Annotated in this window: 10 protein-coding genes and 1 pseudogene; 5 read left to right on the top strand and 6 right to left on the bottom strand. The window is 70.7% G+C overall.

All coding sequences use genetic code 11. From position 1 onward, the window contains the following. Nucleotides 1–45 precede the first annotated feature (45 nt). The 4 genes from ACZ7LY_RS25810 to ACZ7LY_RS25795 all read right to left on the bottom strand — a co-directional run bounded on the left by ACZ7LY_RS25810 (nt 46) and on the right by ACZ7LY_RS25795 (nt 5,235). Nucleotides 46–1,662, bottom strand: coding sequence for a glycerol-3-phosphate dehydrogenase/oxidase (locus ACZ7LY_RS25810; RefSeq protein ID WP_471627086.1), 1,617 nt, complete (start codon nt 1,660–1,662; stop codon nt 46–48). A 9-nt stretch (nt 1,663–1,671) separates the two neighbouring features. Continuing rightward, on the bottom strand, nt 1,672–3,240 hold the full coding sequence (gene glpK / locus ACZ7LY_RS25805; protein WP_471627085.1) for a glycerol kinase GlpK: 1,569 nt from the start codon (nt 3,238–3,240) through the stop codon (nt 1,672–1,674). Nucleotides 3,241–3,298: 58 nt separating this feature from the next. Continuing rightward, nucleotides 3,299–4,090 carry an MIP/aquaporin family protein gene (locus ACZ7LY_RS25800; RefSeq protein WP_471627084.1) on the bottom strand — a complete coding sequence of 264 codons (792 nt, stop codon included), beginning with the start codon at nt 4,088–4,090 and terminating at the stop codon, nt 3,299–3,301. 377 nt (nt 4,091–4,467) lie between these two features. Continuing rightward, nucleotides 4,468–5,235, bottom strand: a complete 768-nt coding sequence (locus ACZ7LY_RS25795) for an IclR family transcriptional regulator (RefSeq protein WP_471627083.1) — start codon at nt 5,233–5,235, stop codon at nt 4,468–4,470. 273 nt (nt 5,236–5,508) lie between these two features. On the opposite strand from ACZ7LY_RS25795, the gene metH reads away from it, so the two are divergent. The 4 genes from metH (at nt 5,509) to ACZ7LY_RS25775 (ending at nt 13,465) form a co-directional block, all read left to right on the top strand. Next, on the top strand, nt 5,509–9,024 hold the full coding sequence (gene metH, locus ACZ7LY_RS25790; protein ID WP_471627082.1) for a methionine synthase: 3,516 nt from the start codon (nt 5,509–5,511) through the stop codon (nt 9,022–9,024). Between the two features lie 97 nt (nt 9,025–9,121). Continuing rightward, the gene (locus tag ACZ7LY_RS25785; RefSeq protein WP_471627081.1) at nt 9,122–9,817 is read left to right on the top strand and encodes an HAD family hydrolase; all 696 of its coding nucleotides are present in this window, start codon (nt 9,122–9,124) and stop codon (nt 9,815–9,817) included. A gap of 382 nt (nt 9,818–10,199) precedes the next feature. Beyond that, nucleotides 10,200–11,807, top strand: coding sequence for an ABC transporter substrate-binding protein (locus ACZ7LY_RS25780; RefSeq protein ID WP_471627080.1), 1,608 nt, complete (start codon nt 10,200–10,202; stop codon nt 11,805–11,807). A gap of 71 nt (nt 11,808–11,878) precedes the next feature. Beyond that, nucleotides 11,879–13,465, top strand: coding sequence for an ABC transporter substrate-binding protein (locus tag ACZ7LY_RS25775; protein WP_471627079.1), 1,587 nt, complete (start codon nt 11,879–11,881; stop codon nt 13,463–13,465). A gap of 78 nt (nt 13,466–13,543) precedes the next feature. On the opposite strand, the gene ACZ7LY_RS25770 is transcribed toward ACZ7LY_RS25775, so the two are convergent. Both ACZ7LY_RS25770 and ACZ7LY_RS25765 read right to left on the bottom strand, forming a co-directional pair. Further along, nucleotides 13,544–14,215 (bottom strand): response regulator, encoded by a 672-nt coding sequence (locus ACZ7LY_RS25770; RefSeq protein WP_471627162.1) that lies wholly within the window; start codon nt 14,213–14,215, stop codon nt 13,544–13,546. Between the two features lie 18 nt (nt 14,216–14,233). Next, nucleotides 14,234–15,158 (bottom strand): annotated as a pseudogene (locus tag ACZ7LY_RS25765) (RecB family exonuclease); the annotation flags it as partial. Nucleotides 15,159–15,338: 180 nt separating this feature from the next. Between ACZ7LY_RS25765 and ACZ7LY_RS25760 the strand changes: the two are divergent. After that, entirely contained in the window at nt 15,339–16,910 is a 1,572-nt protein-coding gene (locus ACZ7LY_RS25760; protein WP_471627078.1) for a site-2 protease family protein, read from the top strand. Nucleotides 16,911–17,185 lie beyond the last annotated feature (275 nt).

Here is a 17,185-nt window from a genome sequence, read left to right as displayed (position 1 = left end):
CCGCCACCGGGAGCCGCCCCTCACCTGTCCGTCAGAACAGAGCCGTCACTTCTTGTCGAGCACGTCCTGCACCTTGCCGCGCACCTCGTCCGTGGCGAGGCCCCGGATGGTGAGCGTGGTGCGGCGGCGCAGCACGTCGTCCGCCGTCTCGGCCCACTCGTTGTCGCGGGCGTAGACGACCTGCGCCATGATCTCCGGCGCGTCCGGGTGGACGCGCTCGCCCAGCTCCGGGTTCTCGTTGGCGAGGCGCGCGATGTCGAACGCCAGCGAACCGTAGTGCGTCGCCAGGTGCTTGGCGGTGTCGGCGGCCATGCGCGGGCCGGGCGCCGGGTTGTCCACGAGGAGGCGGTGGGCGACCGCGCGCGGGTTGGCGACGCCGGGCAGCGGAAGCCGCTTGGGCAGCTCGTTGATCGGCTCGAAGTCGTCGCCGAGCGGGTGCCCGGGCAGCGCCTCCAGCTTCTTCATGACCGTACGGCCGATGTGGCGGAAGGTCGTCCACTTGCCGCCGGCAACGGACAGCATGCCGCCCCTGCCCTCGGTGACGACCGTCTCGCGCTTGGCCTTCGACGTGTCGCCGGGCCCGCCGGGCAGCACGCGCAGACCGGCGAACGCGTACGTCATCAGGTCGCGCTTGAGCTGCTGGTCGCGTACGGAGAAAGCGGCCTCGTCGAGGATCTGCTCGATGTCCTTCTCGGTGACCGACACGTCGGCCGGGTCGCCCTCGTACTCCTCGTCGGTCGTGCCGAGCAGCAGCATGTCCTCCCAGGGCAGGGCGAACGTGATGCGGTACTTGTCGATGGGCGTGGCAAGCGCGGCCTTCCAGGGCGAGGTGCGCTTCATGACGAGGTGCGCGCCCTTGGACAGCCGGATCGAGGGCGCCGCGTTCGGGTCCTCCATCGTGCGCAGGTGGTCGACCCAGGGGCCGGTGGCGTTGAGCACGAGGCGCGCGTCGACGCCGAACTCCTCGCCCTCCATCCGGTCCTTCAGCTCGGCGCCCGTGACGCGGCCCCGGGTGAAGCGCAGGCCGGTGACCTCGGCGTGGTTGAGGACGACGGCGCCCGCGTCGACGGCCGCCCGCACGGTCATCAGGGCCATGCGCGCGTCGTTCAACTGGTCGTCGCCGTACACGGCCACGGCCTTCAGGTTCTCGGTGCGCAGCTCGGGCACGTCCTGCTGGGCCTTGCCGGGGGAGAGCAGATGGCCGACGCCGTCGCCGAACGCGGAGAGCGCGCTGTAGGCGAAGACCCCGGCGCCGAGCTTGGCCGCGCCGTGCGGGCCGCCCTTGTAGACGGGCAGGTAGAAGGTGAGCGGGTTGGCCAGGTGCGGGGCCACGTTCCGCGACACCGCGCGCCGCTCGAAGTGGTTCTCCGCGACCAGCTTCACCGCGCCGGTCTGCAGGTAGCGCAGACCGCCGTGGAGCAGCTTCGAGGAGGCGGAGGAGGTGGCGCCGGCGAAGTCGCCGGCGTCGACCAGGGCCACCCTGAGACCCGACTGCGCGGCGTGCCAGGCAGTGGAGATGCCCAGGATGCCGCCGCCGATGACCAGGAGGTCGTACGTCGCCTTGGAAAGCTGCTCGCGGGTCTCGGCGCGGCTCGGGTGGGAGCCGGCGACCGGGTGCGTTCCGAGGGCAGGCACGGTCTGCAGGGTGGCTTGGGTACTCATGGTGGGGTGTTACTCCTCGACAGAGCTGTCTTCGAGCCAGCCCATGGACCGCTGTACGGCCTTGAGCCAGCTCTTGTACTCACGGTCGCGGGTGGCCGCGTCCATGCGGGGGGTCCATTCGGCGGCCCGGCGCCAGTTCGCGCGCAGGTCGTCCGTGGAGTTCCAGAAGCCGACGGCGAGACCGGCGGCGTAGGCGGCGCCGAGGCAGGTCGTCTCGGCGACCATCGGGCGCACCACGGGCGCGTCCAGGAAGTCCGAGAGGGTCTGCATCAGCAGGTTGTTGGAGGTCATGCCGCCGTCGACCTTGAGCGCGGTCAGCTCGACGCCGGAGTCCTTCGTCATGGCGTCGGTGATCTCGCGGGTCTGCCAGGCGGTCGCCTCGAGGACGGCGCGGGCGATGTGCGCCTTGGTGACGTAACGGGTCAGGCCCGCGATGACACCGCGCGCGTCGGAGCGCCAGTACGGGGCGAACAGGCCGGAGAAGGCGGGCACGAAGTAGGCGCCGCCGTTGTCCTCGACCGACGAGGCCAGCGTCTCGATCTCGGCGGCCGACTTGATCAGGCCCATCTGGTCGCGCATCCACTGCACCAGCGAACCGGTGACGGCGATCGAGCCCTCCAGGGCGTAGACCGGCTTCTGCTCGCCGATCTGGTAGCCGACCGTGGTCAGCAGGCCCGAGTAGGAGTTGATGGCCTTGTCACCGGTGTTCATCAGCATGAAGGTGCCGGTGCCGTACGTGGACTTCGCCTCGCCCACCGAGAAGCAGGTCTGGCCGAACAGGGCCGCCTGCTGGTCGCCGAGCGCGGAGGCGACGGGCACGCCGCCGAGCACGTCGCCGAGGCTGCCGCCGGTGATTTCGCCGTAGACCTCGGCGGAGGAGCGGATCTCGGGCAGCATCTCCATGGGCACGCCGATGGAGTGGCAGATGCGCTCGTCCCAGCGCATCTCGTGCAGGTTCATCAGGAGGGTGCGGGAGGCGTTCGTGACGTCGGTGACGTGCCGGCCGCCGTTCACGCCGCCGGTCAGGTTCCAGATGACCCAGGAGTCCATCGTGCCGAACAGGATCTCGCCGCGCTCGGCGCGCTCGCGCAGCCCGTCGACGTGGTCGAGCAGCCAGCGGGCCTTGGGCCCGGCGAAGTACGAGGCGAGCGGCAGGCCCGTCTCGCGGCGGAAGCGGTCCTGGCCGACGTTGCGGCCGAGTTCCTTGCACAGGGCGTCGGTGCGGGTGTCCTGCCAGACGATGGCGTTGTGGACGGGCTCACCGGTGTTCTTGTCCCACAGCAGCGTCGTCTCGCGCTGGTTGGTGATGCCGATGGCCTTGATGTCGTCGCGGGTGATGCCGGCCTTGGAGATGGCCCCGGCGACGACCTCCTGGACGTTGGCCCAGATCTCGTTCGCGTCGTGCTCGACCCAGCCCGGCTTCGGGAAGATCTGCTCGTGCTCCTTCTGGTCGACGGAGACGATGCGGCCGTCCCGGTCGAAGACGATGCAGCGGCTGGAGGTCGTGCCCTGGTCGATCGCGGCGATGAAGGGTCCTGCGCCGTGGGAGTGGGTCGCGGCGTTGGGGGCGTCGGTCACGGTCTGCTCCTCGTGGTACGTGCGGTGGTCGGTGTCGGTCGCGGCACTGCGCGGGTGCTCAGAACAGCTTGTAGATCAGGCCCGCGAGGGCGCCGCCGATGAGCGGACCCGCGACCGGGATCCACGCGTACGACCAGTCGGAACCACCCTTGTTGGGGAGCGGGAGGAGCTGGTGCACGATGCGCGGGCCGAGGTCACGGACCGGGTTGATCGCGTAACCGGTGGGACCGCCGAGCGAGAGGCCGATGCCGACGACGACGAGCGCGGTGATCAGCGCGCCGAGCGTGCCGAGTCCGTTGCCCCCGTCGTTGAGGCCCTGGGTGAGGATGGCGAGGACCAGCACGACGGTGGCGATGATCTCCGTGAGGAGGTTCTGCACCGCGTTGCGGATCTCGGGGCCGGTGGAGAAGACGCCGAGCACCGGGCCGGCCTTGGGCGCGGCCTTCGGGTCGACCATGCCCTCGTCGCCGTCGGCCGCGTGGGCGCGCAGCACGTCCTCGTCCGTGAGGTGGGCGTGGAACTGCCCGTAGTACGTCAGCCACACCAGGACCGCGCCGATCATGGCGCCGAGGAGCTGCGAGGCCAGGTAGAGCGGTACGTCGCTCCACTTGGTGCCGCCTTCGATGGCGAGGCCGATGGTGACCGCCGGGTTCAGGTGGGCGCCGGAGACGCCGCCCGCCAGATACGCGCCGGTCAGGACCGCGAAGCCCCACCCGAAGGTGATGGCGAGCCAGCCGGCGTTCTGCGCCTTGGAGCGCTTGAGCGTGACGGCGGCGCACACGCCACCGCCCAGCAGGATGAGTACGGCGGTACCGATGGTCTCGCCGAGGAAGATGTCGTGGCTGGACACCCGCGACTCCTTTGTCCTTCGTCCAGGGGAATACCCGCGAGCCCCTAGGGAGAGGGGCGGGTCCGGCCTGGCTGTCCACACTCTAACGCGTATTGCCGGTAGGTGTTCGACAATGCCGACCGATGGACGCGAGTCTGGCTTTGGGGTTACTCGCTCGTCAAGGGTTCTGTTATTCAAAGCACGATCGTTATTGATCGTTCGCGCCTATGGGTGTTCGTCCGCTGCCCAGGGGTGATGATGCGCCGTCTCGGCCGCCCTCGGAAGCGTTTCTCGAAGGTCGCACGGAAGCCCGCCCTCTGCACCTCGGTGCGCCCCGCCTGTGACAAAGCCCCGCACGGAGGCGGGGCGAGAAGGGTGCGCGGGCGCGAAGGCGGAGGTCAGAAGCGGCTCGCGCCCAGGTCCCGGGAGACCGCGCGGGCGCAGTCCCGAACGGCCGCGATCAGCTCGGGCCGCAGCTCGCCCTCCTTGGTGCACACACGCTCCACCGCGCCCGTCACGCCGACCGCCCCCACCGGCATCCGGTGCCGGTCGTGGATGGGCGCCGCGACCGACGCCACGCCCTCCCAGGTCTCCTCCACGTCGGCCGCGTACCCGCGCGCCCGCGTCAGGTCCAGGACCGACTCCAGGTCGGCGAGGTCGCTCACCGTGCGCACTGTGAACTCCTTGCGCTCGGCCTCCACGACCTCGCTGTGCGCCACCGGGTCGTACGCCGACAGCACCTTGCCGAGCGCCGTGGAGTGCAGCGGCTGCATCGCCCCCACCTCCAGCACCTGCCGGCTGTCGTCGGGCCGGAAGACGTGGTGCACGATCAGCACGCCCTGCTGGTGCAGCACGCCGAGATAGACGGCCTCGCCGCTGGAGCGGGCCAGGTCGTCCGCCCAGACGAGGGCGCGGGCCCGCAGTTCGTGGACGTCGAGATAGCTGTTGCCGAGGCGCAGCAGCTCCGCGCCCAGCTGGTAGCGGCCCGACGCGGCGTCCTGCTCCACGAAGCCCTCGGCCTGGAGGGTGCGCAGGATGCCGTGGGCGGTGCCCTTGGCGAGCCCGAGCGCGGAGGCGATGTCGGAGAGGCCGAGCCGCCGCTCGCCGCCCGCGAGCAGCCTCAGCATCGCCGCCGCCCGTTCGAGCGACTGGATGTTGCGTGCCATCGCAGTCCCGCCTCCTCGATCTTCTCGCCCAACAGCGTTCGACAATGCTGAACAGTATCGGTCGTTGCCGACCTCCTGCTAATGCGGCGTGCGGCGAGAATTCCGGCCGTTCTCCCGCCGGCCCCGCACCGGCGCGCCGGGGACAGTGTGACGTGTCGTTCCGGTGCGTGGACGCCCGCACGCCGGGACCATGGTCCCGGCTACCCTGACCGGGTGCGTCTCCAGCAGTGGGGGCGCAAAGCCGACAGCCGTCGCACCTCAGGGAGCACTTTCATGGCCTCGTTGCCGACGCCCGCATCCGATTCCCGTGCCCGCACGGACGCCCTGCGCGAAGCCCTCGCCACCCGCGTCGTGGTGGCCGACGGCGCGATGGGCACCATGCTCCAGGCGCAGGACCCCACGCTCGAGGACTTCCAGAACCTCGAAGGCTGCAACGAGATCCTCAACCTCACCCGCCCCGACATCGTGCGCTCGGTGCACGCGGCGTATTACGCCGTCGGAGTGGACTGCGTCGAGACCAACACGTTCGGCGCCAACCACGCCGCCCTCGGCGAGTACGACATCGCCGACCGCGTCTTCGAACTGTCCGAGGCGGGCGCCCGGGTCGCCCGCGAGGTCGCCGACGAGTTCACCGCCGACACCGGTCAGCAGCGCTGGGTCCTCGGCTCGATGGGCCCCGGTACGAAACTGCCGACGCTCGGCCACGCCCCGTACACCACCCTGCGCGACGCCTACCAGCGCAACGCCGAAGGGCTCATCGCGGGCGGCGCCGACGCCCTGCTCGTCGAGACCACGCAGGACCTGCTCCAGACGAAGGCCGCCCTGCTCGGCGCCCGCCGCGCCCTCGACGCCACCGGCACCGACCTGCCGCTGATCTGCTCGGTGACCGTCGAGACCACCGGCACCATGCTCCTCGGCTCCGAGATCGGCGCGGCGCTCACCGCCCTGGAGCCGCTCGGCATCGACATGATCGGCCTGAACTGCGCCACCGGCCCCGCCGAGATGAGCGAGCACCTGCGCTATCTCTCCCGCCACTCCCGCATCCCCCTGTCGGCCATGCCGAACGCCGGCCTGCCCGTGCTGACCAAGGACGGCGCGCACTACCCGCTGACCGCGCCCGAGCTGGCCGACGCCCAGGAGACGTTCGTCCGCGAGTACGGCCTGTCGCTCGTCGGCGGCTGCTGCGGCACGACGCCCGAGCATCTGCGCCAGGTCGTGGAGCGGGTGCGCGGCACCGAGCCCACCCGCCGCACACCGCAGCCCGAGCCGGGCGCCGCCTCCCTCTACCAGAGCGTGCCGTTCCGCCAGGACACCGCCTACATGGCGATCGGGGAGCGGACCAACGCCAACGGCTCGAAGAAGTTCCGCGAGGCCATGCTGGAAGGCCGCTGGGACGACTGCGTGGAGATGGCCCGCGACCAGATCCGCGAGGGCGCGCACATGCTCGACCTGTGCGTCGACTACGTGGGCCGCGACGGTGTGGCCGACATGGAGGAGCTGGCGGGCCGCTTCGCCACCGCGTCCACGCTGCCGATCGTGCTCGACTCGACCGAGGTGGAGGTGCTCCGGGCGGGCCTGGAGAAGCTGGGCGGCCGCGCGGTCATCAACTCCGTCAACTACGAGGACGGCGACGGCCCCGAGTCCCGTTTCGCCAAGGTCACCCGGCTCGCCCAGGAGCACGGCGCCGCGCTGATCGCGCTGACGATCGACGAGGAGGGGCAGGCCCGTACGCCGGAGAAGAAGGTGGAGATCGCCGAGCGGCTGATCGCGGACCTCACCGGGAACTGGGGCATCCACGAGTCGGACATCCTCATCGACACCCTGACCTTCACCATCTGCACCGGTCAGGAGGAATCCCGCAAGGACGGCATCGCCACCATCGAGGCGATCCGCGAGCTGAAGCGCCGTCACCCCGACGTGCAGACCACGCTCGGCCTGTCGAACATCTCCTTCGGCCTCAACCCGGCGGCCCGCATCGTCCTCAACTCCGTGTTCCTCGACGAGTGCGTCAAGGCCGGCCTGGACTCGGCGATCGTGCACGCGTCGAAGATCCTGCCGATCGCCCGCTTCGACGAGGAGCAGGTCACCACCGCCCTCGACCTCATCTACGACCGCCGCAGCGAGGGCTACGACCCGCTGCAGAAGCTGATGGAGCTGTTCGAGGGTGCCACCGCCAAGTCCCTGAAGGCCGGCAAGGCCGAGGAACTGGCCGCGCTCCCGCTGGACGAGCGGCTCAAGCGGCGCATCATCGACGGCGAGAAGAACGGCCTGGAGGCCGACCTCGACGAGGCGCTGAGCACCCGGCGCGCCCTGGACATCGTCAACGACACGCTGCTCGACGGCATGAAGGTCGTCGGCGAACTCTTCGGCTCCGGCCAGATGCAGCTGCCGTTCGTCCTCCAGTCCGCCGAGGTCATGAAGAGCGCCGTCGCCTACCTCGAACCCCACATGGAGAAGGCCGAGGGCGAGGAGCAGGGCAAGGGCACGATCGTGCTGGCGACCGTGCGCGGCGACGTCCACGACATCGGCAAGAACCTCGTCGACATCATCCTGTCCAACAACGGCTACAACGTCGTCAACCTCGGCATCAAGCAGCCCGTCTCCGCGATCCTGGAGGCCGCCGAGGAGCACAAGGCCGACGTCATCGGCATGTCAGGACTCCTCGTCAAGTCCACCGTCATCATGAAGGAGAACCTGGAGGAGCTGAACCAGCGCAAGCTGGCCGCCGACTACCCGGTGATCCTCGGCGGCGCCGCCCTGACCCGCGCCTACGTCGAGCAGGACCTGCACGAGATCTACGAGGGCGAAGTCCGCTACGCCCGCGACGCGTTCGAGGGCCTGCGCCTGATGGACGCCCTGATCGCCGTCAAGCGCGGCGTGCCCGGCGCGAGCCTGCCCGAGCTGAAGCAGCGCCGCGTGCGGGCCGCGACGCCGGTGATCGAGGACCGCCCCGACGAGGGCCCGGTCCGCTCCGACGTCGCCGTCGACAACCCGGTGCCGGAGCCGCCGTTCTGGGGCACCCGCGTCGTCAAGGGCATCCAGCTCAAGGAGTACGCGTCCTGGCTGGACGAGGGCGCCCTGTTCAAGGGCCAGTGGGGGCTGAAGCAGGCCCGTACCGGCGACGGCCCCACCTACGAGGAGCTGGTGGAGACCGAGGGCCGGCCCCGGCTGCGCGGCTGGCTGGACGAGCTGCACACCAAGAACCTGCTGGAGGCGGCCGTCGTCCACGGCTACTTCCCCTGTGTCTCCAAGGGCGACGACCTGATCATCCTGGACGACGCGGGCAACGAGCGGACCCGCTTCACCTTCCCGCGCCAGCGCCGCGGCCGCCGCCTGTGCCTCGCGGACTTCTTCCGCCCGGAGGAGTCAGGCGAGACCGACGTCGTCGGCCTCCAGGTCGTCACCGTCGGCTCCCGGATCGGCGAGGAGACGGCGAAGCTGTTCGCCTCCGACTCCTACCGCGACTACCTCGAACTGCACGGCCTGTCCGTCCAGTTGGCCGAGGCGCTCGCCGAGTACTGGCACGCCCGCGTCCGCGCCGAACTCGGCTTCGGCAGCGAGGACCCGGACGCCATGCAGGACATGTTCGACCTCAAGTACCGCGGCGCCCGCTTCTCCCTCGGCTACGGAGCCTGCCCCGACCTGGAGGACCGAGCCAAGATCGCCGAGCTGCTGGAGCCGGAGCGGATCGGCGTCCAGCTCAGCGAGGAGTTCCAGCTCCACCCCGAGCAGTCCACCGACGCCATCGTCATCCATCACCCCGAGGCGAAGTACTTCAACGCGCGCTGAGGCGACTCGTCGTACACTTGTCGGTCCAGCGCAGGCCGGTCGCCCTTGTGTCCGCAAGGGGGACCGGCCTCTTCGTCCCTCATGGAGGTGTGCCCGGATGACCAGTACGGTTCCCGCACTCGGTACCCGAACGGCCGAAGGCTCCGCCCTGCAGGCCGTCCTCCTCGACATGGACGGGACGCTCGTCGACACCGAGGGGTTCTGGTGGGACGCCGAAGTGACCGTCTTCGCCGCCCTCGGCCACACCCTCGACGACGCCTGGCGGCAGACGGTCGTCGGCGGACCCATGACCCGCAGCGCCGGCTTCCTCATCGAGGCGACCGGCGCCGACATCACGCTGCCCGAGCTGAGCGTGCTGCTCAACGACGCGTTCGAGAAGCGCATCAGCCAGTCGCTGCCGCTGATGCCGGGCGCCGCGAGACTCCTGGCCGAACTGGCCGCCCACCGGGTCCCCACCGCGCTCGTCTCCGCCTCCCACCGGCGCATCATCGACCGCGTCCTGCACTCCCTCGGCCACCAGCACTTCCGGCTCTCCGTCGCCGGGGACGAGGTGGCCCGCACCAAGCCGCACCCCGACCCCTACCTCATCGCCGCCTCCGGGCTCGGCGCCGAACCCGCCCGCTGCGCCGTCATCGAGGACACCGCCACCGGGGTCGCCGCCGCCGAGGCCGCGGGCTGCCATGTCGTCGCCGTGCCGTCCGTCGCGCCCATCGAGCCCGCGCACCGCCGCACCGTCGTCACCTCACTCGAACACGTCAACCTGCCTTTCCTGCACGGCCTCATGACGCCGTGACACCTGACGGCCGAATGCCGCTGTGACCGGCGGTAACTGGCTGAATCACCGCCTCCGCCGGTTCAGTTGAAGCTGTGACCTTTCCCACGCGCCGGGGTCTCGACAGCCCTGCCCCGCCATGCTGCGGGCCGCTCGCTCCCGTGCCGGGACGTGACTTGTGTCCTGATTGGTCGCTCCCTGGGCCGAACCTGCCTCCTGAGCCGTTTTCGGTGCGTCCACGCCCGGTTCCACAGCGTGAGGACCCCGCGCGGCGGCCCCTGTGGAGCGCTCCCGCGGGCGCATTAATGTCGTGGCGAGAACATCGCCGCAACCCTCCCGCGACCCGTGCGCACCACCCCCGCCCCCGGGCCCGCGGGATCGACAGCTCTGGAGAGTTTCGAGCATGAACCGCAAGACCTTGGTGCTGCCGGCCGTCATCGGCCTGCTGGCCCCCGTACTCGCCGCGTGCGGCGGGTCCGACAGCGGCGGCAAGGGCGGCGACGCCATCGCCGTGGGCACCACCGACCGGTTCATGGCCTCCGGGAAGGTCCCCGCGCCCTTCGACCCGGCCTACGCCTACGACGCCGGGTCCTGGAACGTGCTGCGCCAGACCGTCCAGACGCTGATGGCGATGCCCCGCAGCGGCTCCGGCGAGCCCGTCCCCGAGGCCGCAGAGAGCTGCATCTTCACCGACACCGGCAGCGAGCGGTACGTCTGCACGCTCCGCAAGGACCTCACGTTCGCCGACGGCAAGGCCGTCACCGCCGCCGACGTGAAGTACTCCATCGACCGCGTCCGCCGCATCAAGAGCGACAGCGCCTCCTACGGCCTGCTCTCCACGATCGACACCATCGAGACGCAGGGCGCCCGCAAGGTCGTCTTCCACCTCAACACCCCGGACGCCACCTTCCCGTACAAGCTGGCCACGCCCACCGCGGGCATCGTCAACCCGGCCGACTACGCGAAGGACAAGCTCCGCAAGGGCTTCGAGGTCGACGGCTCCGGCCCCTACACCCTCAAGGCCGAGGTCAAGGGCAACACCGTCGTCAAGACCGTCTTCAGCCGCAACCCGCACTACAAGGGGCAGTTGAAGCCGAAGAACGACAAGGTCGAACTGGTCTCCTTCGACAGCGCCGACGCCATGGGCTCCGCGCTGGAGAAGGGCGACATCGACATGATGACCCGCACCATGTCGCCGCAGCAGATCCGCTCGTACTCCTCCAGCGCGCCGAAGAACGTCAACCTGGTCGAGATGCCCGGCATGGAGATCCGCTACCTCGGCTTCAACACCGCGGCGCCGTCCGTCAAGAGCCGCGCCGTGCGCGAGGCCATGGCGCAGGTCATCGACCGCGGGCAGCTCGCCTCCGACGTGTACGGCACGACCGCCGAGCCGCTGTACTCGCTGGTCCCCGCCGGCATCACCGGCCACCAGAACTCGTTCTTCAACCAGTACGGCAACCCGGACAAGGCCAAGGCCGCGAACCTGCTGTCCCGGGCCGACATCCACACGCCGGTCACGCTCACGCTGCACTACACGACCGACCACTACGGCCCGGCCACCCAGCGCGAGTTCGAGGTCCTGAAGAAGCAGCTCAACGCCAGCGGCCTGTTCCGGGTCTCCATCAAGGGCCACGACTGGGACACGTACCGCGACGCGCAGCTCAAGGGCAAGTACGACGTCTACGGCCTCGGCTGGTTCCCCGACTTCCCGGACGCCGACAACTTCCTCGCGCCCTTCCTCGACAAGGACAACTTCCTCAACTCGCCCTACGCCAACGGCAACATCCGCGGCCGGCTCATCCCCTCCGAGCGCCGGGAGGCCGACCGCCTCACCGCCTCGAAGAGCATCCAGCAGATCCAGGACATCGTCGCCGACGACGTCCCCGTGCTGCCGCTGTGGCAGGGCAAGCAGTACGTCGCCGCGCGCGACGACATCACCGGCGTGGAGTGGGCGCTGTCCTCCTCCTCGGTCCTCCAGCTGTGGGAGCTGGGCCGCGGGGTCAGCGGCTGAGTTCTCCGGGGCCGGTCCCGACGTCGCGGCCGGCCCCTTCTCCAACGCAACGCCGACGACAAGGCACGTACGTGAGAATGCGCAACCAGTGGCTCGTCCCGCCCCTCGGCGTGGGACTCGCCGCGGCACTGCTGACCGGGTGTGGCTCCGACCAGGGCGGCTCCGCCGGCTCCGGCGACTCCGTGGTGGTGGGGATGTCCGACGACATCCAGGCCACCGACCCGGCCTCGGGCTACGACCCGGGCTCGTGGCTGCTGTTCAACAACGTCTTCCAGTCCCTGCTCAGCTTCCCCAACGGAGGCACCGAGCCGGAGCCGGAAGCCGCCCACGAGTGCCATTTCGCCGACGCGGCCACGAAGGTGTACTCCTGCACGCTGCGCGCCGGGCTGAAGTTCAGCAACGGCAACGCGCTGACGTCCAAGGACGTGAAGTTCTCCTTCGACCGCATGATGCGCATCCACGACGACGCGGGCCCGTCCATCATGTTCCCCATGCTGGACAAGGTGGAGACGCCGAACGAGAAGACGGTCGTCTTCAAGCTCAAGTACGCCGACGCCACCTTTCCCAGCAAGATAGCCTCCGGCGCCGGCTCCATCGTGGACCACACCGCGTACCCCGCCGACAAGCTGCGCACGGACGGCAAGGCCGTCGGCTCGGGCCCCTACAAGCTCGACTCGTTCGGCGACAAGGACGCGGTCTTCTCGGTCAACTCCGGTTACAAGGGCACCGCCAAGGTCAAGAACCCGGGCGTCACCATGAAGTTCTTCCACGGTGACCAGAAGGCGCTGAAGAAGTCGCTGCTCGACGGCGGCGTCGACCTCGCCTACCGCGGCCTCGCCGCCAAGGACATCGCCGGGATCGAGAAGGACATCGAGGCGGAGGGCTCGGGTGTCGACGTCGTCCAGGGCACCAGCGCCGAGGTCCAGCACCTCGTCTTCAACATGAAGGACCCGGTCGCGGGCAAGCTCGCCGTCCGCAAGGCCATGGCCTACCTCGTGGACCGCGACGCCCTCATCGACGAGGTCTACGACAACACCACCAGCTCGCTGTACTCGATCATCCCGGCGGGCATCACCGGCCACAACACGGCCTTCTTCGACCGCTACGGCTCCCGCCCCTCGCCCGCCAAGGCCCGGCAGGCGCTGCGCGGCGCCGGCATCACCGACAAGGTCAAGCTGACGCTCTGGTCGACGCCGTCGCGCTACGGCCCCGGCACCGACGCCGAGTTGAAGGCCATCGCCAAGCAGCTCAACTCCAGTGGTCTGTTCGACGCCGACGTGAAGTCCGTCGAGTTCGCCCAGTACGAGCGGGACATCAAGTCCGGCAAGTACGGCGTCTACGTCAAGGGCTGGGTGCCCGACTACCCGGACCCCGACAACTTCACCCAGCCGTTCTTCGGCGCCGGCAACGTCCTCGCCAACCACTACGAGAACAGCACCATCACCGGCACGATCATCCCGCGCACCGGCGCCCAGAGCGACCGGTCCGCGACCGCCAAGCAGTACGGCGAACTCCAGGACATCGTCGCCGACCAGCTGCCGATCCTGCCGCTGTGGCAGGCCAAGCAGTACGCCGTCGCCCGCGACAACGTCTACGGCCTGGAGAACTGCCTCGACGCGTCCACCGTCTTCCGCTTCTGGGAGATCAGCAAGGGCTGACCCGCAGCCCCGTACGTGCGTGAAGGCGCCGGCCACCGTGAGGTGACCGGCGCCTTCGCCGTGCGGGCGGGCCCGGGGCTACTGGGCGCCGGGGCGCACCAGACCGCTCTCGTACGCGTACACCGCGGCCTGCACCCGGTCGCGCAGGCCCAGCTTCGTCAGAACGTGCCCGACATGGGTCTTCACGGTCGTCTCGCTGACGAAGAGGTCGGCGGCGATCTCCGCGTTGGACAGGCCGCGCGCCACCAGCTTCAGCACCTCGACCTCGCGGTCGGTGAGCGTGTGCAGCGTGTCCGGCACCGGCTCGTCGCCCGAGGGCAGATGGTCCGCGTACTTGTCGAGCAGACGGCGCGTGATGCTCGGCGCGAGCATCGCCTCACCGGCGGCCACCACCCGGATCGCCTGCACCAGCTCATGGGCCGGGGCGTCCTTGAGGAGGAAGCCGCTGGCGCCCGCCCGCAGCGCCTCCACCACGTACTCGTCGAGGTCGAACGTGGTCAGGACCAGCACCTTCGCCGGGCCGTCCTTGCCGGGCCCGGTGATCTGCCGGGTCGCCTCCACCCCGTCCATCCGCGGCATACGGATGTCCATGAGGACCACATCGGGCTGCAACGCGCGGACCTGGTCGAGGGCCTGGAGACCGTCACCGGCCTCGCCGACGACCGCGATGTCCTGCTCGGCCTCCAGGATCATGCGGAAGCCCGTACGCAGCAGCGGCTGGTCGTCGACCAGTAGGACGCGGATGGCCACGAAACTCTCCTTCGGTAAGTCCGGCCCCATTCTGCCCTGCCGGGCCCTGTCGTCCGGATCAGGTGTCCGCGCCGGGCGCCCGCACCGGGAGCGGATAGGGCGGGGGAGTGCCCCCGAACTCCGGGCAGACGGCCTGGTGGTCGCACCAGCCGCACAGCTTCGTCGGCCTCGGCCGCCAGTTCCCCGTCTCGGTCGCCTCCTTGATCGCGTCCCACAGCGCGTGCAGCTTGCGCTCGACCCGCTCCAGGTCCGCGACCACCGGGTCGTACGTCAGCACGTCCCCGCTGCCCAGATACACCAACTGCAGCCGGCGCGGCACGACACCCTTCAGGCGCCACACCACCAGCGCGTAGAACTTCATCTGGAACAGGGCGCTCTCCGCGTACTCCGGGCGGGGCGCCTTGCCCGTCTTGTAGTCGACGATGCGGACCTCGCCGGTCGGCGCGACGTCCACCCGGTCGATGATCCCGCGCAGCCGCAGCCCCGACTCCAGCTCGGCTTCGACGAACAGCTCCCGCTCGGCGGGCTCGAGGCGCGTCGGGTCCTCCAGCGTGAACCAGCGCTCGACCAGCGCCTCCGCCTGCTCCAGCCAGCGCGCCATCCGCTCGCCCTCGGCGTCGTCGGCGAACAGCTCGACCAGCTCGGGGCGCGTCTCCCGCAGCCGGTCCCACTGACCGGGGATCAGCGACTTGGCCCGCGGCGGCGTCCGCTCGCCGGCCGGGGCGTCGAAGAGTCTCTCCAGCACGGCGTGGACCAGCGTGCCCCGGGTAGCCGCCTCACTGGGCTTCTCCGGCAACTTGTCGATCACGCGGAACCGGTACAGCAACGGGCACTGCATGAAGTCGCCGGCCCGCGACGGCGACAACGACACCGGCGCGGCGGGGGCCCGGCCGGCGGGCTGCTCGGGCGCGCTCTCGGGGCCCGCCTCTGTACTGGTCTCCATGACACACGACCTTACGGCCCGCCACTGACAGTCAGGCATCCGCGCCGCGCGGGCGTCCCACGTACCGTGGGCCGGGGGAGTCGACAGGGGTCGGCGGGCACCGTCCGCATACCATCGACGCCAGAACGTCCCGCCCGGTACGGCGGGAAACGCTTCGAACGAGGGGACCGAGGGATCACCGTGGACGAGAGCGGGCAGCCGCAGTCCGGCACCGGCACGGACGACGACCGTCGTCCGTCCCCGAACAAGGCCCGCCCGCACGCCGAACCCCCGGCCGCCCCCGGCGCCGAGGGCACGACGCCGGCATCGACGCCGGCACCGGACAGCACCCCGGCCTCCGAGCCCGTACGGGAAGACGCCCCGGGTGAGGGGGACCCCGGTCCCGCGCCCGAGCCGGACGCCACGCCCGCACCGGATGCCGAGCCCGCGCCCGAGACGGCCTCCGCGCCCGAGACACCCCCGGCGACCGAGCGCCCGGCACCGGAGCCGCACCCCGCGCCGGACGCTCACCCCGCGCCGCACCCCCCGCACCCCCACGACCGGCACCCCGAGCGGGCCGCCGCCACCTCCGGGCGGCGCAAGGGGCCCGCCAAGCCGCCCGAGCCGCGCGGCGGGCTGCTCATGGGCCGCCCGTTCGGCGTACCGGTGTACGTCGCCCCGAGCTGGTTCCTCGTGGCCGCGCTGATCACCTGGGTGTTCGGCGGGCAGCTCGACCGGATCCTGCCCGAGCTGGGCGCCCTGCGGTACCTCGTCTCCCTGTTCTTCGCGGTCGCCTTCTACGCCTCCGTACTGGTCCACGAGCTGGCCCACACGGTCGCCGCCCTGCGCTTCAAGCTGCCGGTGCGCCGCATCCAGCTCCAGTTCTTCGGCGGGGTCTCCGAGATCGAGAAGGAGTCGGAGACGCCGGGCCGCGAGTTCGTCCTCGCGTTCGTCGGGCCGCTGCTCTCCCTCGTCCTCGCCGGCGTCTTCTACCTCGGCATGCGCGTCGTCGAGCCCGGCACCGTCCCCGGCGTCCTGCTCGCGGGGCTGATGATCTCCAACCTCATCGTCGCCGTGTTCAACCTGCTGCCCGGCCTGCCCCTCGACGGCGGCCGGATGCTGCGCGCCGTCGTCTGGAAGATCACCGGCAAGCCCATGAGCGGCACGATCGCCGCCGCCTGGGTCGGCCGCGCCCTCGCCGTCACCGTCCTCATCGGCCTGCCGCTGCTCACCCAGTCCGGCGCGCTCGGCCAGAGCGCCGAGGACGTCAGCGGCATGGACACCGTCATGGACGCCCTGCTCGCCGCCATCCTCGCCGCGATCATCTGGACCGGCGCGGGCAACAGCCTGCGCATGGCACGGCTGCGGGAGCACCTGCCCGAGCTGCGCGCCCGGACCCTGACCCGGCGCGCCGTACCCGTCGAGAGCGCCACCCCGCTCTCCGAGGCGCTGCGCCGGGCCAACGAGGCGGGCGCCCGCGCCCTCGTCGTCGTCGACGCCGACGGTGAACCCCGCTCCCTGGTCCGCGAGGCCGCCATCGTCGGCGTCCCCGAGCACCGCAGGCCCTGGGTGCCGGCCGGCACGCTCGCCCAGGACCTCACCGACGGGATGCGCGTCTCCGCCGAGCTGGCCGGCGAGGAGCTGCTCGACACCCTGCGGGCGACGCCGGCGACCGAGTACCTGGTCGTCGAGGAGGACGGCGCGATCTACGGCGTCCTGTCCGCCGCCGACGTGGAACGCGCCTTCGTCAAGGCCATGGCCCGCCCGACGTAGCCGCCCGAGGCGGCGGGGCGCGGGGCGCCTGAGAAGTGCCGGGACTGACAGCCCCGTCAGGGGCGCGGGGAACTGCGCGAGCGGCCACGACGCACCCGGCACCGCCCCTGGGGCTCCGCCCCAGGCCCCGCTCCTCAATCGCCGGAGGGGCTTGATTTACCGGCGCTGAGATAAGCCCCGTAAGGGGCGCGGGGAACTGCGCGAGCGGCCACGACGTACCCGGCACTCTGGGGCGCTGCCCCAGGCCCCGCTCCTCAATCGCCGGAGGGGCTGGG

This window comes from Streptomyces sp. NPDC107550 (assembly GCF_055639095.1).
This window is presented reverse-complemented; position numbering and strand designations above follow the sequence as displayed.

What these genes read in the sequence shown, in the direction of transcription:
- ACZ7LY_RS25810 (WP_471627086.1), bottom strand. Translation starts at nt 1,662, where the DNA reads ATGAGTACCCAAGCCACCCTGCAGACCGTGCCTGCCCTCGGAACGCAC.
- ACZ7LY_RS25780 (WP_471627080.1), top strand. Translation starts at nt 10,200, where the DNA reads ATGAACCGCAAGACCTTGGTGCTGCCGGCCGTCATCGGCCTGCTGGCC.
- metH (WP_471627082.1), top strand. Translation starts at nt 5,509, where the DNA reads ATGGCCTCGTTGCCGACGCCCGCATCCGATTCCCGTGCCCGCACGGAC.
- ACZ7LY_RS25785 (WP_471627081.1), top strand. Translation starts at nt 9,122, where the DNA reads ATGACCAGTACGGTTCCCGCACTCGGTACCCGAACGGCCGAAGGCTCC.
- ACZ7LY_RS25795 (WP_471627083.1), bottom strand. Translation starts at nt 5,235, where the DNA reads ATGGCACGCAACATCCAGTCGCTCGAACGGGCGGCGGCGATGCTGAGG.